General features: G+C 70.4%; 20 protein-coding genes. 8 read left to right on the top strand and 12 right to left on the bottom strand.

The genetic code is table 11. The features are described 5' to 3' along the window. The first annotated feature begins 44 nt into the window (after positions 1-44). The 5 genes from glyQ (at position 45) to ACMV5O_RS01780 (ending at position 4,984) form a co-directional block, all read left to right on the top strand. Entirely contained in the window at positions 45-971 is a 927-nt protein-coding gene (gene glyQ, locus ACMV5O_RS01800) for a glycine--tRNA ligase subunit alpha (RefSeq protein WP_416161854.1), read from the top strand. Next, complete coding sequence (gene glyS / locus ACMV5O_RS01795) at positions 971-3,058, top strand: glycine--tRNA ligase subunit beta (RefSeq protein ID WP_416161853.1); 2,088 nt, start codon at positions 971-973, stop codon at positions 3,056-3,058. The genes glyQ and glyS overlap by 1 nt, the downstream gene beginning before the upstream one ends. Positions 3,059-3,122: 64 nt before the next feature. Then, positions 3,123-3,656 (top strand): D-glycero-beta-D-manno-heptose 1,7-bisphosphate 7-phosphatase, encoded by a 534-nt coding sequence (gmhB, locus tag ACMV5O_RS01790; RefSeq protein WP_324542377.1) that lies wholly within the window; start codon positions 3,123-3,125, stop codon positions 3,654-3,656. A 79-nt stretch (positions 3,657-3,735) separates the two neighbouring features. Next, positions 3,736-4,515 (top strand): lysophospholipid acyltransferase family protein, encoded by a 780-nt coding sequence (locus ACMV5O_RS01785; RefSeq protein ID WP_416161852.1) that lies wholly within the window; start codon positions 3,736-3,738, stop codon positions 4,513-4,515. Between the two features lie 94 nt (positions 4,516-4,609). Next, on the top strand, positions 4,610-4,984 hold the full coding sequence (locus ACMV5O_RS01780) for a 4a-hydroxytetrahydrobiopterin dehydratase (protein WP_416161851.1): 375 nt from the start codon (positions 4,610-4,612) through the stop codon (positions 4,982-4,984). Positions 4,985-5,073: 89 nt separating this feature from the next. Here the strand turns inward: ACMV5O_RS01780 and ACMV5O_RS01775 are convergent, their stop codons facing one another. The 12 genes from ACMV5O_RS01775 to ACMV5O_RS01720 form a co-directional block, all read right to left on the bottom strand. Beyond that, a complete protein-coding gene (locus ACMV5O_RS01775) occupies positions 5,074-5,640 on the bottom strand; it encodes a phasin family protein (protein ID WP_324542371.1) in 567 nt (188 codons plus the stop codon). 317 nt (positions 5,641-5,957) lie between these two features. Next, on the bottom strand, positions 5,958-6,734 hold the full coding sequence (locus ACMV5O_RS01770; RefSeq protein WP_416161850.1) for an enoyl-CoA hydratase: 777 nt from the start codon (positions 6,732-6,734) through the stop codon (positions 5,958-5,960). A 53-nt stretch (positions 6,735-6,787) separates the two neighbouring features. Then, complete coding sequence (lptA, locus tag ACMV5O_RS01765; RefSeq protein ID WP_416161849.1) at positions 6,788-7,369, bottom strand: lipopolysaccharide transport periplasmic protein LptA; 582 nt, start codon at positions 7,367-7,369, stop codon at positions 6,788-6,790. Next, complete coding sequence (gene lptC, locus ACMV5O_RS01760) at positions 7,366-7,941, bottom strand: LPS export ABC transporter periplasmic protein LptC (RefSeq protein WP_416161848.1); 576 nt, start codon at positions 7,939-7,941, stop codon at positions 7,366-7,368. The genes lptA and lptC overlap by 4 nt, the downstream gene beginning before the upstream one ends. Then, a complete protein-coding gene (locus ACMV5O_RS01755) occupies positions 7,942-8,931 on the bottom strand; it encodes a KpsF/GutQ family sugar-phosphate isomerase (RefSeq protein WP_416161847.1) in 990 nt (329 codons plus the stop codon). A 123-nt stretch (positions 8,932-9,054) separates the two neighbouring features. Next, positions 9,055-9,693 carry a prepilin-type N-terminal cleavage/methylation domain-containing protein gene (locus tag ACMV5O_RS01750; RefSeq protein WP_416161846.1) on the bottom strand — a complete coding sequence of 213 codons (639 nt, stop codon included), beginning with the start codon at positions 9,691-9,693 and terminating at the stop codon, positions 9,055-9,057. Between the two features lie 64 nt (positions 9,694-9,757). Further along, positions 9,758-10,507 carry a type II secretion system protein gene (locus ACMV5O_RS01745; protein WP_416161845.1) on the bottom strand — a complete coding sequence of 250 codons (750 nt, stop codon included), beginning with the start codon at positions 10,505-10,507 and terminating at the stop codon, positions 9,758-9,760. Then, complete coding sequence (locus tag ACMV5O_RS01740; RefSeq protein ID WP_416161844.1) at positions 10,504-11,754, bottom strand: hypothetical protein; 1,251 nt, start codon at positions 11,752-11,754, stop codon at positions 10,504-10,506. The genes ACMV5O_RS01745 and ACMV5O_RS01740 overlap by 4 nt, the downstream gene beginning before the upstream one ends. After that, a complete protein-coding gene (locus tag ACMV5O_RS01735) occupies positions 11,751-13,178 on the bottom strand; it encodes a hypothetical protein (protein ID WP_416161843.1) in 1,428 nt (475 codons plus the stop codon). The genes ACMV5O_RS01740 and ACMV5O_RS01735 overlap by 4 nt, the downstream gene beginning before the upstream one ends. 60 nt (positions 13,179-13,238) lie before the next feature. Continuing rightward, the gene (locus tag ACMV5O_RS01730; protein ID WP_416161842.1) at positions 13,239-14,438 is read right to left on the bottom strand and encodes a type II secretion system F family protein; all 1,200 of its coding nucleotides are present in this window, start codon (positions 14,436-14,438) and stop codon (positions 13,239-13,241) included. After that, entirely contained in the window at positions 14,435-16,138 is a 1,704-nt protein-coding gene (locus ACMV5O_RS01725) for a GspE/PulE family protein (RefSeq protein ID WP_416161841.1), read from the bottom strand. Before ACMV5O_RS01725 ends, ACMV5O_RS01730 begins: the two co-directional genes overlap by 4 nt. Next, positions 16,135-17,898, bottom strand: coding sequence for a hypothetical protein (locus tag ACMV5O_RS01720; RefSeq protein ID WP_416161840.1), 1,764 nt, complete (start codon positions 17,896-17,898; stop codon positions 16,135-16,137). Before ACMV5O_RS01720 ends, ACMV5O_RS01725 begins: the two co-directional genes overlap by 4 nt. A gap of 231 nt (positions 17,899-18,129) precedes the next feature. On the opposite strand from ACMV5O_RS01720, the gene ACMV5O_RS01715 reads away from it, so the two are divergent. The 3 genes from ACMV5O_RS01715 to mlaD are packed head-to-tail and all read left to right on the top strand — an operon-like array spanning position 18,130 to position 20,236. Continuing rightward, on the top strand, positions 18,130-18,951 hold the full coding sequence (locus ACMV5O_RS01715) for an ABC transporter ATP-binding protein (RefSeq protein ID WP_416161839.1): 822 nt from the start codon (positions 18,130-18,132) through the stop codon (positions 18,949-18,951). After that, the gene (mlaE, locus tag ACMV5O_RS01710; protein WP_416161838.1) at positions 18,948-19,751 is read left to right on the top strand and encodes a lipid asymmetry maintenance ABC transporter permease subunit MlaE; all 804 of its coding nucleotides are present in this window, start codon (positions 18,948-18,950) and stop codon (positions 19,749-19,751) included. Before ACMV5O_RS01715 ends, mlaE begins: the two co-directional genes overlap by 4 nt. Next, positions 19,751-20,236: an outer membrane lipid asymmetry maintenance protein MlaD gene (mlaD, locus tag ACMV5O_RS01705; RefSeq protein ID WP_324541569.1), complete on the top strand. Its 486-nt coding sequence runs from the start codon at positions 19,751-19,753 to the stop codon at positions 20,234-20,236. Before mlaE ends, mlaD begins: the two co-directional genes overlap by 1 nt. The last annotated feature ends 28 nt before the right edge of the window (positions 20,237-20,264 follow it).

The raw sequence follows: 20,264 nt of genomic DNA, 5'->3' as shown, positions 1-20,264 counted from the left end.
ACGGCTTTTGCGTGCGCTGCGCGGCCCGGAGGCTGCCCGAGACCATGACTACCGAATCCCGACTCGTGAAACCGACCTTCCAGCAAGTCATCCTCACCCTCCAGCAGTTCTGGGGCGAGCGCGGCTGCGTGCTGCTGCAGCCCTACGACCTCGAGGTCGGCGCCGGCACCAGCCACACCCACACCTTCCTGCGCGCGATCGGCCCCGAGCCCTGGAACGCGGCCTACGTGCAGCCTTCGCGCCGCCCCAAGGACGGCCGCTACGGCGAGAATCCCAACCGCCTGCAACACTACTACCAGTTCCAGGTGGTGCTGAAGCCCTCGCCGCTGAACATCCAGGAGCTCTACCTCGACAGCCTGCGCGCGCTCGGCATCGACCCGATGGTGCACGACATCCGCTTCGTCGAGGACGACTGGGAGAACCCCACCCTGGGCGCCTGGGGGCTGGGCTGGGAAGTGTGGCTGGACGGCATGGAAGTCACCCAGTTCACCTACTTCCAGCAGGTCGGCGGCCTCGACTGCAAGCCGGTGCTGGGCGAGATCACCTACGGCATCGAGCGCCTGGCGATGTACCTGCAGGGCGTGGAAAACGTCTATGACCTGGTGTGGTCGGTCGGCCCCGACGGCCGCGCGGTCACCTACGGCGACGTCTATCACCAGAACGAGGTCGAGCAATCGACCTACAACTTCGAGCACAGCAACGTCGACTTCCTGTTCTCGCTGTTCACCAACTACGAGTCCGAGGCCAGGCGTGTGATGGAGGCCGGCCTGCCGCTGCCGGCCTACGAGATGGTGCTGAAGGCCGCCCACACCTTCAACCTGCTCGACGCCCGCGGCGCCATCTCGGTGACCGAGCGCGCCGCCTACATCGGCCGCATCCGCAACCTGTCGCGCGCGGTCGCCCAGGCCTATTTCGAATCCCGCGAAGCCCTCGGCTTCCCGATGCTGAATGCTGAAAAGGAGGCCGCGTGATGACCGCCGCGACCCTGCTCGTCGAACTGCTCACCGAAGAACTGCCGCCCAAGGCCCTGCCGCGCCTGGGCGAGACCTTCGCCACGAAGATCGCCGAAGGCCTCAAGGCCAGGGGCCTGGCGCCTTCTGACGCCGCCTTTCGCACCTTCGCCAGCCCGCGCCGGCTGGCGGTGACGGTGGTGCAGGTGGCTTCGGAAGCCGCTGCGAAGGAAGTCACCGAGAAGCTGATGCCGGTGTCCGTGGCACTCGACGCCGAGGGCAAGCCGACCCCGGCGCTGCTGAAGAAGATGGAAGCCAAGGGCATCCCGGCGGACGCAGTCTCCGGCTTCGAGCGCCGCATGGACGGCAAGGCCGAGGCGCTGTTCCACACCGCCATGGTGCCGGGCGCGAAGCTCGCCGACGTGCTGGCGGCCATCGTGCAGGACGCGGTCAAGGCCCTGCCCATCCCCAAGGTCATGCGCTGGGGCGACGGCGACGCCACCTTCGTGCGTCCGGTGCACAAGCTCACCCTGCTGCACGGCGCCGACGTGGTGCCGGGCCGCGTGCTCGATCTGGACTCCGGCCGCACGACCCGCGGCCACCGCTTCATGAGCCGCGGCGAGATCGACATCGCCACCGCCGACGCCTACGAGCCCACGCTGCTCGCCGAAGGCAAGGTCATCCCCAACTTTGCCGAGCGCCGCGCCGACATTGAGCGCCAGCTGCTCGCCGAGGCCGCGAAGCAGGGCGCACTGCTCAACGAATACGCCGATCTGCTGGATGAAGTCGCCGCGCTGGTCGAGCACCCGACGGTGTACGTGGGCGAGTTCGAGGCCGAGTTCCTCGCCGTGCCGCAGGAGTGCCTGATCCTGACCATGCGCGCCAACCAGAAATACTTCCCGCTCTTCGACGGCGCCGGCAAGCTGCTCAACCGCTTCCTGATCGTGTCCAACATGCGGGTGGCGGACCCGAGCAACATCATCGCCGGCAACGCCCGCGTGGTGCGCCCGCGCCTGTCGGACGCGCGCTTCTTCTTCGAGCAGGACAAGAAGCAGAAGCTCGAGGCGCGCCTGCCGCGCCTGGCGCCGGTGGTCTATCACAACAAGCTCGGCAGCCAGCTCGAGCGCGTCGAGCGCCTCGAGGCGCTGGCCGGCGCGATCGCTGGCCAACTGCACGGCGACGTCGCCGCGGCGAAGCGCGCCGCGCGCCTGGCCAAGGCCGACCTCGTCACCGACATGGTGGGCGAGTTCCCCGAGCTGCAGGGCATCATGGGCCGCTACTACGCGCTCGCCGACGGCGAAGGCGAGGTGGTGGCCGATGCCATCCAGGCTCACTACCAGCCGCGCTTCGCCGGCGACGCGCTGCCCGCCGGCAACGTCGCCGCCGCGGTGGCGCTGGCCGACAAGCTCGACGCCCTGGTCGGCTTCTTCGGCATCGGCATGGTGCCCACCGGCGACAAGGATCCGTTCGCGCTGCGCCGCGCCGCGCTCGGCGTGCTGCGCATCCTGATGGAAGCGCCGCTGCCGCTCGAGCTGCCCGGGCTGATCGACACCGCCGCCGCCGGCTTCAAGCCCGGGCTGCTCAGCGCCGAGGGCTTCGCCGCGCAGCTGCAGGACTTCATGTTCGAGCGCCTGAAGAACCTGCTGCGCGAGACGGGCCGCGACGGCGCGGTGATCGACGCCGTGCTGGCCTTGAAGCCCGCGCGCATCGACCTGGTGCCGGCCAAGCTCGCCGCGGTGGAGGCCTTCCGTGCGCTGCCCGAGGCCGAGGCCCTGGCCGCCGCCAACAAGCGCATCGTCAACATCCTGAAGAAGGCCGAGGGCACGCCGGGCGAGCCCGATCTCGCGCTGTTGCAGGAGGCGGCCGAGAAGGCGCTGTTCCACCAGGTGATCGAGGTCGCGCCGCTGGTGCGCTCGCATGTCGCCAACGAGGACTACACCGACGCGCTGTGCGCGCTCGCCGGTCTGCGCGCGGCGGTGGACCAGTTCTTCGAGGACGTCATGGTGATGGCGGAGGAGCCGCTGACGCGCCAGAACCGCATCGCGCTGCTGGCCCAGCTCGCCGGCCTGATGAACCAGGTGGCGGACATCTCGCGCCTGTCGGCCTGACCCGCCCGCGCGCCGTCCCGCGACGGCGCGCGCGGCAAACCACCCGGGGTGAACGACCATGCCGATGAAGCTCATCATTCTCGACCGCGACGGCGTCATCAACGCCGACTCGGAGCAGTTCATCAAGTCGCCCGATGAATGGCGGCCGATTCCAGGCTCGCTCGAGGCCATCGCCCGCCTCAACCAGTGGGGCTGGCGGGTGGTGGTGGCCTCCAACCAGTCCGGCATTGGCCGCGGGCTGTTCGGCATGGACACGCTCAACGCGATCAACGAGCGCATGGTGAAGAGTCTGGCGCAGGTCGGCGGCCGGCTCGACGCCATCTTCTTCTGCCCGCATGCGTCCGATTCGACCTGCGACTGCCGCAAGCCCGGGCCCGGCCTGTTCCTGCAGATTGGCGAGCGCTTCAACGTGGACCTGGCCAACGTGCCCTGCGTCGGCGACAGCCTGCGCGACCTGCAGGCCGCCGTCGCCGCCGGTGCCCAGCCCTACCTGGTGCTCACCGGCAAGGGCCAGTCTACGCACGAGAGCCCGGAGCTGCCGCCGGCGACCCGGGTGTTTCCCGACCTCGATGCGGTGGCCGCGTCCCTGACCGCCTGAGCGTGCGCATGCGCCGACCCGCCTGGCGGGCCAGCGTCGGTGCCGCGCGCATCGCCCCAAATTTCTGCAGAGTCCTGCCGTGCATCTGATCCGCTCCTTCCTGTTCGCCATCCTGCTGACGCTGATCACCGTGCCCTACGCGATCTTCGCCACGCTGATCTTCTGGCTGCCGCCGATGACCCGCCATCGCCTGATCACCTCCTGGGTGCCAGTGATGATGTGGGTCATCCGCCACGTGCTCGGCATCCGCTACCGCGTGATCGGGGCGGAGAACATGCCCACGGTGCCGTCGGTGATCCTGGCCAAGCACCAGTCGGCGTGGGAAACCATTGCGCTGCAGCAGATCTTTCCGCCGCTGTGCTACGTGCTCAAGCGCGAGCTGCTGCGCGTGCCCTTCTTCGGCTGGGGGCTGGCCAGCATCCCCGGTATCGCGATCGACCGCGCGGCGGGCAAGGATGCCTTGTCGCAAGTCGTCGAGCAGGGGCGCCAGCGCCTCAAGGAAGGGCTGTGGGTCGCGGTCTTCCCCGAGGGCACGCGGGTGGCGCCCGGCACGGTGCGGCGCTACAAGCCGGGTGGCGCGATCCTGGCCAAGCGTGCCGGCGTGCCGGTGGTGCCGGTGGCGCACAACGCCGGCGAGTTCTGGCGGCGCAACGCCTTCATCAAGCGCCCGGGCGAGATCATCGTCAGCATCGGGCCGGCGATCGACGTCAAGGGGGTGAAGGCCGAAGAGATCAACCTGCGCGCCGAAGCCTGGATCGAGGGCGAGATGCGCCGCCTGTTCCCGCACCACTATGCCGGTGAAGCGGCGGCCGGCGGCCCGGCGCAGGGCGCCGGCGCGCGCGACGGCGAGGCTGGCTGAGGCCTTTTTCTTCCCATGTCTGTCGCGCGTGCCGGACATGGACGGCGGCGACGGCGCTCGCTACATTGAAAGCCCCAACTCCAAGGAGGCTGACATGAGCGACACACTGACCGCACTGACGGAAGGCGAAATCCGCCAGCGGCTCGAGCGTGAGTTGCCGCACTGGTACTTCGAGAACGGCTGGATCCGCCGCAAGTACCGCACCGAAGGCTGGAAGGGCACGCTGATGGTGGTCAACACCGTGGGGCATCTGGCCGAGGCCGCCTGGCATCACCCGGACCTCGCCGTGTCCTATGCCTTCGTGATCGTGAAGCTGTGCACCCATTCCGCGAAGGGCGTCACCGAGCGCGACTTCGCGCTGGCAAGGAAGATCGAGGACGTGATCCAGTGGCAGCCGGGGCGCGAGGGCGGCGTGCTCGAGGGCACGCCGAACGAGGATCAGCGCTTTCGCTACATCAAGTACGACTGAGCTTCGCCCGGCCGGTAAACGCAGAACGGCCCCTCATCGAGGGGCCGTTCCGGTACTGCAGACCTCAGCAGGCGAACCTGCGTGGGGTATTAGGCAGCCTTCTTGGAGGCGGTCTTGGCGGTGGTGCTCACGGCCTTGACGGTGGCGTTGGTCGCGGCGGCCACGTTGGCTTCGGCGATCTCGGCGACCTGCTTGGCAGCCTTGCTCATGCTGTCGTAGGCGCTGTTGGCGGCGGCGATGGCCGACTTGACGGCAGCGACGGCGACGTCCGAGCCGGCGGGAGCCGACTTGGCAGCCTTGTCCAGCGCGGAGGCCACGCCCTTGTTCAGCTCGGCGACCTGGCTTTCGAAGACCTTGGACATTTCTTCCTGGCTCTGCGAGCTGATCTCGTAGACGCTACGGGCGTAGGCGACGGCCTTCTCGACGATCGGCTGGGCCAGCGAAGCTTGCAGGTTCACCAGCTCCTGCACGTCCTTGGCAGCCAGCAGGGCCTTGGTGTTGGCCACGCCGTCTTCGAGGATCGAACGGGCGGTGTTCAGGTTCAGGGCGGCCAGGCGCTCGGCGCTGGCGAAGGCGGTGTTGGCCAGGGTCAGCATGGTTTCGATGTTGGCCTTGTTGGCGGCGGCGAATTGCTCGGGGGCGACGAAGTTGCTCATTTGGATCTCCTTGGTGAAAGCCGGGGTTGCATGCACATCGTGGTTTCATGCCACATGTTGCGTTGCAGCATGGTGCGGATTATACGGGCCCGGAATGGGGTGTCAAGCGAAATCTTGTGCATCGCACAATCGAGATTCGATTGTCTGATTCAATCATTCGTGACGGCGCTCGCAGCGCATTCCGGGACGTATCCACCGTGCCATGCAGGGCTGTGTGTCCGCGCCGTATGCAGTCATCCTGTTGCAGGAACATGACCGCAGACGGCGGCGCGGCTGGCAAGCGGCCAGCCGCAGCCCCGGCAGGAGATCCCGCGCGATCAGTCGTGTCTGAAGTTGGCCTTGCGCTTCTCGACGAAGGCGGCCATGCCTTCCTTCTGGTCGTTGAGCGCGAAGGCGGCGTGGAACACACGGCGCTCGAACAACAGGCCCTCGTTGAGGCTGCTCTCGAAGGCGCGGTTGATCGACTCCTTGATCATCATGATCACCGGCAGCGAGTAGCTGGCGATGGTTTCCGCGGTGGCGAGCGCGTCCTCGAGCAGCTTGTCGGCCGGGACCACGCGCGCGACCAGGCCGGCGCGTTCGGCTTCGGTGGCATCCATCATGCGGCCGGTCAGGCACAGCTCCATCGCCTTCGACTTGCCCACCGCGCGCGGCAGGCGTTGCGTGCCGCCGGCGCCGGGCAGGGTGCCGAGCTTGACCTCGGGCTGGCCGAACTTCGCGGTATCGGCGGCGATGATGATGTCGCACATCATCGCCAGCTCGCTGCCGCCGCCGAGGGCGAAGCCGGCCACCGCGGCGATCACCGGCTTGCGGCAGGTCTTCACGCGCTCCCAGTTGCGCGTGATGTACTCGCTCTTGTAGGCGTCCATGTACGAGAAGCTCGCCATCGCGCCGATGTCGGCGCCGGCAGCGAAGGCCTTCTCCGAGCCGGTGATGACGATCGCGCCGATGCCCTCGTCGGACTCGAAGTCGTTCAGCGCCGCGGTGATCTCGTTGACCACCTGGTCGTTGAGCGCATTGAGGGCCTTGGGCCGGTTCAGCGTGATGAGACCGACGCGGCCGCGTTTCTCGGCGATGATCATTTCGAAGCTCATGGTTCCTCCTCGTGGGGATGTGCTGCCCCGCGCTTGATCGCGCGCGGCGGTGTCTATTGGCCTTCGGACTTGGGCTGGATCACCGCGCGCACCCGACTGGGCGCGGTGCCGGGCTGGCTGCCCGGAGCGTTGGTGACCAGGTAGTTCTCGGTGAGCGCGTCGTATTCGATGTAGTGGCCGCTCACCTGGTCGCCGCCGCTGGTGACGCGGGCACGGTTGAAGAGGCGCGCCTTTTCGCTGCGGCTGTCGTACTCGATGCGCTCGGCCTCACCCTCGACGTACTGGTCGGTGGTGCCGTCGCGACGCTGGCGGAAGGTGGCGAGGCGGTTGCCGGAGGCGGTGGCGACGCCGTTCTGGAAGCCGGCCGCATCCTGGGTGACGACCAGCTTGTCGCCGCGGATCGTCAGTGTGCCCTGGGTGAGGACGACACTGCCTTCGAACACATGGACCTTGTTGCGATCATCGACGGTGAGGCGGTCGGCCTCGATGTTGACCGGCTGGTCGCGATCGGCGCGCTCGGCCAGCGCGGGCAGCGACAGGCTCGCCAGCACGAGCAGCGCGCCGGCGAGGAGGCCGCGGCCGAAGGGGGCGCGGGGGACGCGGGCGAAGGGCTGCGTGGGGTGCGAGCGTTTCATGACGATGATCCTTGGCGGCGGGGCATGAAGGTGCGCACCTCGCCGGTGAGTTCGAGCGTGCCGAACAGGTTGTCGGCACGCATGCCGAGCGCGGTGGCCCGGCTGGCGCCGCGCACCAGCACCACCGGCGAGTCGGTCTCGGCGCGATGGGCGTCGGGCCACACGGTGAGCGTCTCGGAGTCGAGCGCGAGCGGCAGTTCGTCGCCCGCGCCAGGCCGGCGCACCTTGACCTCGCCGGCAAGGTCGACGCGTTCGCCGCCGGGCGACACGTCCGCGCGCGCGGCAGTGATCCGCGTCTCGCGCTGTTCGTCCTGCATGCGCAGCTGCGGCTGGTGCAGGCGGGTGATGTCGCCCGCGGGAAAGTGCTCGAGGCGCTCGGCGATCAACTCGTAACGCTGGCGGCCGTCCTCTCCGAAGCCGACGACGCGGGTGTGCTCGGCAACGAAGTCCGGCCCGGTCTGTTCGCCGATGAAAGCCGGCTCCTCGATGCGCGTGATGCGCTCGAGCCAGACCGAGGCCCCTGCCAGCGCGGCGAGCGCAAGGACCGGGAAGAGGCGCCAGGCGTCGATCAATCAGATCACCTTGGCACGCATGAGGTCGTGGGTGGTCAGCGCGCCGGCGAGCTGGCCGGCTGCGTCGACCACCAGCAACTGGCTGATGCGCATGCGCTCCATGATCTCGGCGGCCTCGACGGCCAGCGCCTGCGGCCCGATCGAGCGCGGGTTGCGCGTCATCACCTCGGTCACGCGCGCGCTGCGGACGTCGCAGCCCTTCTCGAGTGCGCGGCGCAGGTCGCCGTCGGTGAAGATGCCCTGCGGCTGGCCCTGCTCGTCCACGATCGCCGTCATGCCCATGCCACCCGCGGTCATCGCCAGCAAGGCGCTGCTGAGCAGGGCGTCGGGCCGGACCCGCGGCACGGCGTCGGCCGCGCGCATGACGTCGCCGACATGGGTGAGCAGGCGGCGGCCGAGCGCCCCACCCGGGTGCGAGCGGGCGAAATCGTCGGCCGCGAAGCCGCGTGCATCGAGCAGCGCGACGGCGAGGGCGTCACCCAGCGCGAGCGCCGCGGTCGTGCTGGCGGTGGGGGCGAGGTTGAGCGGGCAGGCTTCTTCGGCGACCGCGGCTTCGAGGTGCGCGTCCGACTCGCGCGCAAGGGGCGACTCGGGGCGGCCAGTGATCGAGATCAGGCGCGCGCCCTGGCGCTTGACCAGGGGCACGATGGTGAGCACCTCCTCGCTGGTGCCGGAGTTCGACAGCGCGATGACGACGTCTTCGGGGGTGATCATCCCCAGGTCGCCATGCGCAGCCTCGGCCGCGTGCACGAAGTAGGCCGGTGTACCGGTGCTCGCCAGGGTGGCGGCGAGCTTGCGCGCGATATGGCCCGACTTGCCGATGCCGGTGACGATGACCCGGCCACGGCGCTTGAGGATGATGTCGACGGCGCGTTCGAATTCAGCACCGAGGCGATCGGCAAGGGCGGCCACGGCCTGGGCTTCGATGCGCAGGACAGTGCGCGCAAGGGCGACGGCGCGGCTGTCGGCAGATTCGGGAGTTGGGTCCATGCGGTCCTGGCAGATTACGGGCACAAAAGGGCGGCGCGATGCCCCTGAGAGGGCGCGCGGCGCCGGCGGCAGCGGCGCAATTGTATAACAAGCGCCGGCGTGCCGCCCGCGCCGCCCCGCGCCCTACAGGCTCGCGCACACCGTGTGGCTGGCGGCATCGTCGAGCGGATTGCTCGCCGACACCGCGACCAGGCCGTTGCCGCCGAGGGTGCCGGCGCGCAGCGAGCCGGTGGCGGGATCGCCGTCGTCGAGCGCGATGTCGAGCTGGCGCACGAGCTTGCCCGGGATGGCGCCCGAGCACACCACCAGGCTGCCGGGGACCTGGAGCACGCTGCCGCCGCGCTGCACCCCGAGCCGTCCGCCAACGGCATTGAGGGGCAGGAAGGCGGCGTCATCGGGGTCGGTGCTGCCGCTGGCGAGGTTGGCCAGGCGCAGGTGCTGCCAGAAGCGCACGCTCTCGCTGCCCTGCTCATCGTCCCAGTTGCCATCGATGAGGCCATTGCCATTGCCCGCCGTGGTGCACTGTGCGCCGGTACTGCACAGGTGCAGGCGGGCATTGCGGTCGTCGCCGGGCAGGGCGCGATATTTGTCCTGATAGCCGTGGACCATGGCGGGGATGCTGCGGAAATCCTGGGCGAGGTTCTTCACCTTGGCGCTGTCGATCAGTGCCTGCCCCTTCATGACGCCGCCAAGCAGCAGGCCGACGATCAGCAGCACGACGGCAATCTCGACGAGGGTGAATCCGGACTGTGCGTTCTTCATTGCGTGCTCTCCTTCTTCCGGGTGGTGGGTGAAACGGGTTGGCAGCGGGCTCGCGCAGGCAGGCTCACAGGCCGCCGCCCTGGGCGAGGCGGGCGATCAGCAGCGGCCGGCCGATCCACAGCAGCAGGTCGTCGAAGTCGGGGGTCGGCGCGCCGGCCTGGTACTGCGCGCCGGTGGCCGCATAGCTGGCGTTGAGCCCATCGGGGCGGCGGTTGGGGCCGGTCGAGTAGATGATGGCGACCGCCTGCGAGTCGGTGGTGGTGATGCGGCTGCCGTCGTGGGCGCGGATCTGCAGGTTGGCCGAAGTCGCGGTGGCGGCGGTGATCGGCCCGGCGGCAAAGGGCGGGTCGACGCGATAGCGCCAATGGCCGGCCCAGTCGTCGGCGGCGCTGGTGCGCGGGCCTCCCCAGGCATCGGTGGCGGGCATGGCGAGGCTGCGCCAGGGCAGGCGGCCTTCGCTGGCGAAGCTGCAGGGCGGCGCGTCCTCGAGGCCATACAGCGGGCTCGTCGGGTCGGCCTCGCTGCTCGGGCAGGGTAGCCGGCCGTGGATCAGCGCGAAGCCGATGAGCGCGTGCTGGATGTCGTGCAGGCGATCGAGGCTGAGCTGGCGATCGCGGGCCTCGATGCGGCTGCCCAGCGGCACCAGCAGCGCGCTGCCGAGCAGGGCCAGGATGACCAGCACCATGGCAAGCTCGACGAGGGTGAAGCCGCGGCTGTGCGCCCCCAGGGACGCCGGCAGAGGGCTAGCTGTGGCGTGGCGGCGCGGCGCGCGCGGAGACGGTGTGGACAGAAGCGGTGCGGACAGGCGTGTCATGGCAGGCAGCGGACGACGTCGGCGGTGGCGGGCTGCAGCGGGTCGGCGACGCGAAAGCGCGCTGCGCCGCTGAAATGCGGGATGCCCTGTGACAGATGGCGGGCGTTGTCGCCCTCGAAGTACTGCGCCGGGTCCTTGCGCTGCGCCGCGGTGATGCGCGCTTGTGCGCCGGCGCCGCTGCGGATGCGTTCGCCACCGAAGAGGAGCACGCCACGACAGGCCAGCGTCGCCGCAGGCGGATCCAGCTCGGCATCGATGCAGGCGCTGCCGTCGGTGCACACGGCGAAGCGGAACTGGTCGCGCCAGCGCTCGAGGCGAGGGCGATCCGGTACCGGCAGCCCGAGCGCGGCGCCCGCCGGCAGCAGGCCGATGCGCAAGGCGCCCGAGGTGTCCTCGCTGTGGGCGGCGATGAAGTGGGCGTCGCCGAGACGGCTGGCAAGCGCATCGGCCGCGGTGGTGATCAGGGCGTCGACCTGGTCTGCGTGGTCGGCACGGCGGCGCAAGGCATCGAAGAGGTCGTCGATGCCGATCCAGGCGATGAGATCGTTGCGCCGCCCTTGCGCGCCGTCCGGCTGCTCGCCCGCGGCGACCGTGAGCGTGCCGCCGACGGTCGCCGGATAGTCGCCCTCGAGATAACTCGAGAGATCGGCGGCGGCCGACGCGCTGCCGCTGCATGCCCTGCCGGCCGCCGACGGGCGGAGCTGGCCGGGCAGGGGTGGCCCGGGTGCGAACACCACGGCGACGGCAAGGCGGTCGGGCGCGGCGGCGGCCAGCATGCGTCCGTCGGCCGCCTGCAGGGCGAACTGGCCCGCATTGTCCCAGTTCAGCAGCAAGGGCTTGGGGTTGTGCTTGATGCTGCCGGCGACGGCGTACCACAGGCACTCGCCCCAGCCGTCGCGCAGGTCGGCCAGGCCGAGGGTGCGCCAGGGCAGGCGGCCGAGGGCGCCGAGATCGCGCGCGCCGCAGGCGCCGATCGGTGTCGAGCCACTGTTGCCGCTGTCCGGACAGGGAAGAAAACCGTAGCCCTCGCCCGGGTGGCGCTCGTCGTAGCTGATCGCATAGCCGATCAGCGCATCGCGCGCCTGCGCCAGCGCCGCCACGCTGCGCGCATGGGCCACTGTGTTGCTGCGCATGCGCAGTTCGCCGCCACCGAGCAGGCTTGCGGCAGCCAGCAACAGGGCAAGCAGCAAGGCCGCGATCAGGGCCTGGCCGCGTACGCGCATGGGCACGCCGAGCGCAGGTTTCATCGCGGGGTCCCGGCCGTGTCGGGGGCTGCCATTGGGGGCCAGTGGTCGCCCACGCGCAGACGCGTGCGGCCGGCGTCGCGTGGCGACAGGCTCAGCGCAGGGCCGGGCGCCAGGCGCAGGCCGGCGCTGGCAGGGTCGGTGAGCTGGCCGTCGACCCACAAGAACACGCGGCCGTCGGGCCGGCGCAGGATACCGTCGATGCGACGGGGAAGGGGGGCGGAATCTTCCGCCGCGAGGTCCGTGGGTGGCGGGGGCGGTAGGGTCGGTTCTTCCTCCGGACTGGGCGCCGCGACGGCGGCGTCCTGTGCGTCGGGCGCCTGCGCGTGGGCCTGGGTGCCGATGTCGTCCTCGCGCCTTGCCTGCAGCGCGCGCAGCCGCGCCGCTGCGGCTTCGGCCGCCGCCGCGTGGGCGGCCTGCGCGGCTGACTGCTGCCAGTACCAGCCGCCGATCGCAGCGGCGCAGACGAGGATCGCCCCCAGCGCCAGCAGCGGGCGCCGCGCGGCTCGTGCCGCTGCGTCCGTGCCGCGGCCCGCGGGCCAGCCCAGGTGCGCGGGGGCGCGACACAGCGCAGGGAGCAGCAGGGCGCTGAGTCCTTCGCCGGTGATGGCGGCGCCGCTTTCGTCGCGCAGCGCGAGCGCGCCGAGCCGTGCCGGATCGATGGCGACGGGCGCGGCTTCGTCCGTTCCCTCGCGAACCCCCTCGCCACCCCCGTTCCCGTCGCGGTCGTCCTGCCGTGTCGGCGCAGTGGCTGTGGCGAGCAGCAGCACGCCGGGCGTCTCGTCCGCCTCGATGCGGCGCTGGGCGCGCAGGTAATCGCGCGTGCGGGCGAGTTCGTGCTGCCAGCCTTGCAGTGCGGCGCCTTCGGCTTCTGCTGGCGGGTACGCACCTTCGACAAGGCGCGAGAACAGCAAGGATCTTCCCGCCAGCAGGCTGATGCGCAGGCCGCTGCGGCTGGCGCCGAGCACGAAGGTGCTGCGTGACGGCCCGGCCTGGCCGAGCGCGGCATGGCGGGTCACGCAGGGGGCGACGACGTGGGCGAGCAGGTGTGCCGCCGACACCACGCGGTCGACCCGGTGGCCCGCGCCGGTCACGGCCTGCAGCCAGGGCTCGACCAGCGCGGGGCGGTTCAGGCCCGAAAACAGGAAGCGCTCGAAGCGCCGGCCGGCCTCGTGGGCGGCGTCGCCGAGCGCGGTGGCGAGCGCGAACTCGGGGCGGGCGAACCAGCTGCCCAGCCGGCGCGCGACCAGGGCGCGCCGGTCCGCGCCGCGCACGCGCGGCAGGTCCTCGATCTCGAAGGCTTCATCTGCGAAGTCGACCAGCACGCGACAGCGCGCAGCCCGCGGCCAGGCCGACAGCCAGGTGGCCAAGGCGGCGTGCTCGCCAGCGCCGAAGCGGGCCACCCGGGCAAGGCTCCGGTCATGCATTTGCCATGCGTCGAGACCGTGCGCGTCGAGCCTGAGGAGCAGGGGGCTGCGCGTCATGGTTCAGACCGGGAGGCGGGTGATGAGGTCGTAGATCGGGCCCAGCACCGCGCTCGCGATCCATAGCAGCAGGCCGCCCATGAGCAGGGTGATGACCGGCTCGGCTGCGGTCTGCAGGCGGGCGATGCCGTCGGCGACGTCGCGCTGGTAGAGGCTGGCAACCTTGGTCAGCGCGTTGTCGAGGGCGCCGGTCTGTTCGCCGAGGCCGAGCATGCGGGTGACGAGCGCCGGGAACACGCCGGCGCTCTCGAACGCTGCCGAGATCGGCCGACCCTGCTCGATGCTGCGGCGCGCATGGCGCAGGCCTTCGCGCAGGGCGAGGTTGCCGGTGGCGTCCTCGCTCGCGCGCAGGGCGTCGATGACGTTGATGCCGGCGGCGTAGAGGGTGGCGAACAGCGCAGCGAAGCGGGCCAGCGCGAGCTTGCGCAGGAGGCTGCCCACCAGCGGCAGGGCGAGCTTGAGGCCATCGGCGCGCACGCGCAGGGCTTCCGAGCGCGCCAGCGCCTGCACGGTGATCGCCAGTGCCGCGGCGATCCCCAGCAGCAATGCCCAGCCCCAGTCGCGCAGCGCATGCGACAGGCCGACCAGCAGGCGGGTCTGCAGCGGCAGGCTCTGGCCGCTGCTGCGCAGCAGCTTCTCGAGTTCGGGCACGACCTGGGTGAGGGCGACGATGACCGCCAGCAGCAGCACGGCGCCCACGATGCTGGGGTAGATCGCGAGGCGGCGGGCGTGGCCGGCGAGTTCTTCCTCGCGGCTCAGCGCCGTGCCGATGTCGCGCACGGCCTGTGGCAGGTGGCCGGCCTGTTCCCCGGCGCGCAGCAGGCTGACGGCCACCGGCGAGAAGGCGGCGGGCTGGCGGGCGGCGGCGTCCGACAGCGGCCGGCCCTGCTCGATGTCGGCGAGCAGGGCGGCGACCACACGCTGCATGCGCAGGTCCTGACTGGCGTCACGCAGCGCGGCGAGGCTTTCGAAGGGCGGCACGCCGGCGGCGAGCAATTGCTCGAGGTGGAAGCAGAACGGGATCAGCTCGCGCCGCGGCACGCGGCGGCGGCCGAGCAGACGCGGGCGGCAGGCCTCGCCATGGATGAGCAGCAGGCCGTGGGCGCGCAGGCGGTGCTCGAGATCATCCAGGTCGATGGCTTCGAGCTGGCCGCGTCGGCGGCGGCCCTCGGCGTCGACGGCGCGGTAGCGGTGCAGCTTCATGCCGGCCGACCCGCAGCCGCGGTGGACGCGGCCAGCGACGCAAGATCGACGACGCGGCCGAGCTCGCTCAGCGAGGTCCTGCCGTCGAGCACGTGGCGCAGGCCGTCCTCGGCCAGGCTGCGGTGGCCGCCGGCACGAGCGGCGGCACGCAGCTCGCCGGGGCTGGCGCGGCGGGCGATGAGCTCGTCGAGGGCGGCGTCCACATGCAGGACCTCCATGATGGCGCGCCGTCCCCGATAGCCGCTGAAGTCGCACGCGGGGCAGCCGGTGGCGTGGTGTAGCACCGGCGGTGGGGCAGCGGGCGCGAGGCCGAGCAGGGCGCATTCGGCGGCAGTGGCGGTGGCCGGTGCGCGGCAGTCGGGGCACAGGCAGCGCACCAGGCGCTGCGACAGGATGCCGGCGAGGTTGCCGGCGAGCAGCTCGGCGTGCAGGCCGATGTCGATCAGGCGTGGCAACGCACCGAACACCGTATTGGCGTGCAGCGTGGCGAACACCTGGTGGCCGGTGAGGGCGGCGCGCAGCGCCATGGTCGCGGTGTCGGCGTCGCGGATCTCGCCCACCAGGATGATGTCGGGGTCCTGGCGCAGCAGGGCGCGCACGCCGTCGGCAAAGTCGAGCCGGCTGGCCTCGCCGACCTGGGTCTGGCGGATCTGGGCGAGCGGATACTCGACCGGGTCCTCGAGCGTCATGATGTTGACCGCCTCGGTGTTGAGGGCATTGAGCATCGAGTACAGGGTGGTGGTCTTGCCGCTGCCGGTCGGGCCGACGACCAGGATCAGGCCCTCTGGGCGGGCGAGGATGCGTGCGAGGCTGGCGGCCTGCGCGGGCGCCAGCCCGAGGGCGTCGAGCGGCACGATGCCCTTGTCGCGGTCGAGGATGCGCAGCACGATGTTCTCGCCGTGCAGCGTGGGCTGGGTGGCGACGCGGTAGTCGATCGGGCGCCCGCCCACGGTGAGGCTGATGCGCCCGTCCTGGGGGCTGCGCGACTCGGCGATGTCCATGCCGGCCATGACCTTCAGGCGCACGACGAGCTCGGGCCAGCAAGCCTTGTGGATCGCCCGCACCTGGCGCAGCGTGCCGTCGATGCGGTGGCGGATGCGCAGGAAGCCGGCCTCGGGCTCGAAATGCAGGTCGGAGGCGCCGCGCGCGGCGGCATCGGCGAGTAGCGCATCGACCAGGCGGACCACGAGTTGGGCGTCGCGCACGTCGGCGCTGCCGCGCTGCTCGAGGGCGCGCACCAGCGCCTCGATCGAGCTGGCCTGGCCGTAGTGCTGGTCGATGGCGCGCCCGAGTTCGCCGTCGCCGGCCAGGCGCAGCTCGATGTGCACGTCGGGACCGAGCTCGCTGCGCAGGCGGTCGAGGGCAACGATGTCGTGGGCGTCGGCCATGGCGACGATGAGGCGGTGGCGGGCGGCGTCGTACTGCAGGGGCAGCAGGCGGTGGCGGCGGGCCAGCGCCTGCGGCACGCGTGCGATGGCGTCGGGGTCGGCCAGTGCGCTCGACAGATCGACGCAGGGCAGGCCGCTGCGCGCGGCAAGCGTCTCGCGCAGCGCCGCCTCGCTGACGAAGCCGAGCTCGACCAGCACGCGGCCGAGCGGCTGCCCGCGCGTGCCCTGTTCGTGAAGGGCGATGCGCAACTGGTCTTCGCCGATGAGGCCGGCGGCGAGCAGGGTCTGACCGATGGGCAGCGGTGCGTTCATGGTTGGTACGCGTCGGCGAGGGGAACTGGCGCCGTGTGCGCCTGCGCGCCGGCGGGGACGAGCAGCGGGCGCAGCGGCAGGGCGGGAAAGTTGCGCTGGCCGGGCGAGGGCGCGCGGGTGAAGAAGTCGGCGTCGGGCAGGTGCTCGGCGTAGGCGGCGAAGTCGGTCTGCGTGCTGGGGTCGTCGATCAGCCGCGGACGCAGGAAGATGAGCAGCTCGGTGCGGCGCACCGCGTTGTCGCGGCGGGTGAACAGCTCGCCCAGAACAGGCAGGTCGCCGAACAGGGGGATGCGGCCGGTGTCGTGGTCGATGCGGTCCTCCATCAGCCCGCCGAGCACCGCGATCTCGCCGCTGCGCAGGCGCAGCATGGACTCGATCTCGCGCGTGCGGATCTGCGGCACGCGGTTGGGGATGTTGCGCAGCGAGGGGTTGGGGTCGTCCTTGAAGCCGGAGATGCCGGAGATGGTCGGGCGCACATTGAGGGTGATGTCGCCGGCGGCGCTGATCTGTGGGGTCACCGACATCACCATGCCGACCGATACCGACTGCGGTGTCGTGGTGGCGGTGATGCGTGACTGCTGGCGGTCGTCGTACTCGGTGGTGGTGCTGTCGACGATGAAGTAAACCACCTCTTCGACGACCTTCAGCATCGCCGTCTGGTTGTTGAGCACGGACAGGCGCGGGCTGGACAGCACCTTGACGGTGCCGAAGGTCTCGAGCAGCTCGAGCTGGATGTCGGTGCTGGCCGACAGGTAGCTGAGCGTGGGCAGGCCGGCCCCGGCGTCGTCGGATCCGCGCGGGCGCACGTTCCAGCCCGGCACGCCGATTCGCGTCCAGTCGATGCCCTGGCGATAGCCGTCGGCGAGGGTGACCTCGACGATGGTGGCCTCGATCATGACCTGGCGCCGTGCTGACTGCTGCACGTGGTCGAGGAAGGCGCGCAGCTGCGCGTGCTGGCGCGCGTTGGCGCGTACCAGCAGCACGCCGCTCTCGCGATTGACCATGACGTCGGCGCTGCGGCAGGGCGCGCCGGCCTCGCCGCCGCAGCGCGGGCCGCCGCCGGCGTCGTCGAGGAGGGTGATCAGGTTGGCCTCGAGCGAGGCCCAGAAGTCGTTGCTGGCGCGGGTCTCGATCTGGGTCACCGAGGCATTGCCGGCGCCGTTCGCACCGCCCTGGGCGAGGGCGCCGGTGGTGGCGATCTGGGTGCTGGTGGCGACCGCGCCGCGCATGTCGCGGCTCAGGTTCACGTAGTCGAGCGGGTAGCTGCGGATGAAGGGGGTGTCGGGGCGCACGGACAGATGGCGGCCACGCAGCTCGTAGCGGATGTCGACCTGGCGGGCGATGCGCTCGAGCAGCGCGGGCAGTGGCTGATCGAGCGCATGCAGGGTGACGCGCCCCTCGATGCCGGCGTGGAGGTCGAGCTCGAGGCCGGCATCGCGGCCGATGGCGAACAGCAGCTCATGCACCGGGATGTCGCGCACCGACACCGAGTAGCCGGCCGGGGAGGGGGCGGCCGGGACGGGGGCTGCCGGCGGCGCGGCGTCATGGGCGGCGGCGGGCGGTGAGGGGGTGGGCGGCTCCGGCGCTGTCACGCTCGTGCTCGCGAGCGTCGCGGCGGGCGTGCGGGGGAGGGGCGCGGCCTGCGCATCGAGGTGTCCGGCCGCCATGCGCGAGGGCTGCAGCGGGGTGCAGGCCGTCGCCAGTGCGACCGCCACCGCGCTCGTCGCGAGGGTAGAAATAAGGTTGATGGGGCGATTCATGATTCGATGCTAATTGCATTTGAACGAAAACGGAATACCTGAATGGAATAATCGCGGGAACGTCGCGGCGCGCCTGTGGTCGGTTGCAAGTGTCTGGAGCAGAACAGCTCTGCTTCCGCAGGGCGTGGCCATGGACTGCGCCTGAGGCGTTGTTGCATTGCAACATCGAAGTCTCGCATCGGCGTGCGCCTCTGTTACAATGCTCAGCTTTTTCCGGACTCTCCGCCCATCGTGTCCTTGTCTGCCGAACATGCCTCTCCGCTGGTCTCGCTGCGCGACGTGCGCTTCGCCTATGGCGAGCGCGAGGTGCTGCGCGGCATCGACCTCAGCGTGCACCGCGGCCAGGTGGTTGCCATCATGGGCGGCAGCGGCTGCGGCAAGACCACCCTGCTGCGCCTGATCGGCGGGCAGTTGCGCGCCAGCGCCGGTACGGTGACGGTCGAGGGGCGGGACGTGGCGGGCATGTCGGCGGCCGAGCTGTATGCGCTGCGGCGGCGCATGGGCATGCTGTTCCAGTTTGGCGCCCTGTTCACCGACATGAACGTGTTCGACAATGTCGCCTTCCCGCTGCGCGAGCACAGCCGTCTGCCCGCCGGCATGGTGCGCGACCTCGTCATGATGAAGCTCGAGGCGGTAGGCCTGCGCGGCGCCGCGGCGCTGCGTCCCGGCGAGTTGTCGGGCGGCATGGCGCGACGGGTGGCGCTGGCACGTGCGGTCGCGCTCGATCCGATGCTGATCCTGTACGACGAACCCTTCGCCGGGCTGGATCCGATCTCGCTCGGCATCATCGGCCAGCTCATCCGCAGCCTCAACGATGCGCTCGGGGCGAGTTCGGTGATGGTTACTCACGATGTGCACGAGTCGCTCGAGATCGTCGATTACATCTATTTCGTCTCCGACGGCCGCATCGTCGCGCAGGGTACGCCGGACGAGATCCGGGCCTCGGCCGACCCCTTCGTGCATCAGTTCGTCAACGCCGAGGCCGACGGCCCGGTCCCCTTCCACTATCCGGCGCCGCCGATCGACAGCCTGCTGGGCGGGGAGCGCGCATGAACGGGTTGTTCAATGGGTTGGCCGCCGGCCTGCGCCAAGTCGGCGAGCTGACCATCAACGGCGTGTGGCGGCTGGGCTTCGCCACCCGCTTCCTGCTTGCGGTGCTGCTCGCCTCCGGGCAGTCGGTGCGACGCATCCATCTCACCATCCGCGAGCTCTACTTCAGCGGCGTGCTGTCGCTGCTGATCATCATCGTATCGGGGCTCTTCGTCGGCCTCGTGCTCGGTCTGCAGGGCTACGACATCCTGCAGCGCTACGGCTCGGCCGACGCGGTTGGCGTGATGGTGGCGCTGTCGCTGCTGCGCGAGCTGGGCCCGGTGATCGCCGGCCTGCTGTTCGCCAGCCGCGCCGGCTCGGCGATTGCGGCCGAGATCGGCCTGATGAAGACGACCGAGCAGTTGAAGGCGATGGACATGATGGCGGTCGATCCGATCGCCCGCGTGGTGGCGCCGCGCTTCTGGGGTGGCGTGCTGTCGATGCCGCTGCTGGCGGCCCTGTTCTCGGCGATGGGGATCTTCGGCGGCTGGCTGATCACGGTCGTGGTCATCGGCGTCGATGACGGCGCCTTCTGGTCGCAGATGCAGTCCGCGGTGGAGTTCCGCTACGACGTGCTGAATGGCGTGATCAAGTCCCTCGTCTTCGGCACCGTGGTGTCGCTGATCGCGGTGTTCGAGGGCTACGACTGCCAGCCGACCGCCGAAGGCGTGTCGCGTGCCATCACCCGCACCGTCGTGACGTCGGCGCTGGCCATCCTAGCGCTCGACTTCGTCCTTACTTCCTTCATGTTCCGGGGTCTATGATGAGTCGTACCACGCTCGACCTGTGGGTCGGCATCTTTGTCGCGCTGGGTTTTGCGGCGCTGATCTTCCTTGCCATGCGCGTGGCCAGTTTCTCGGGTTTCGATGCATCCAACGCCTACCGCGTCGAGGCGCCGTTCGACAACATTGGCGGGCTGAAGGTGCGCGCGCCGGTGAAGAGTTCGGGGGTGCTCGTTGGCCGGGTTGCGGCGATCCGCTTCGATGCCGAGATCTACCGCGCCGTCGTCGAGCTCGAACTCGATGGTCGCTACCAGTTCCCGGCCGATACGACGGCCTCGATCCTGACCTCGGGCCTGCTCGGCGAGCAGTACGTCGGCCTGGAAGCGGGCGCCGACATCGAGATGCTCAAGGGTGGCGATCGTGTGCTGATCACCCAGTCCGCCGTGGTGCTGGAAAAGCTCATCGGCCAGTTCATGTTCGATCGCGCCGCAGACACGCCGGCACAGGCCAGCACGCCCGCACAGTAAGCCGGCGGCAGGTCTCTGGAGATAACAA

Source organism: Thauera sp. WH-1 (assembly GCF_047806685.1).
Lineage (GTDB): Bacteria > Pseudomonadota > Gammaproteobacteria > Burkholderiales > Rhodocyclaceae > Thauera.
The sequence above is the reverse complement of the archived record's forward strand: the minus strand, read 5'-3'. Positions and strand labels throughout refer to the sequence as shown.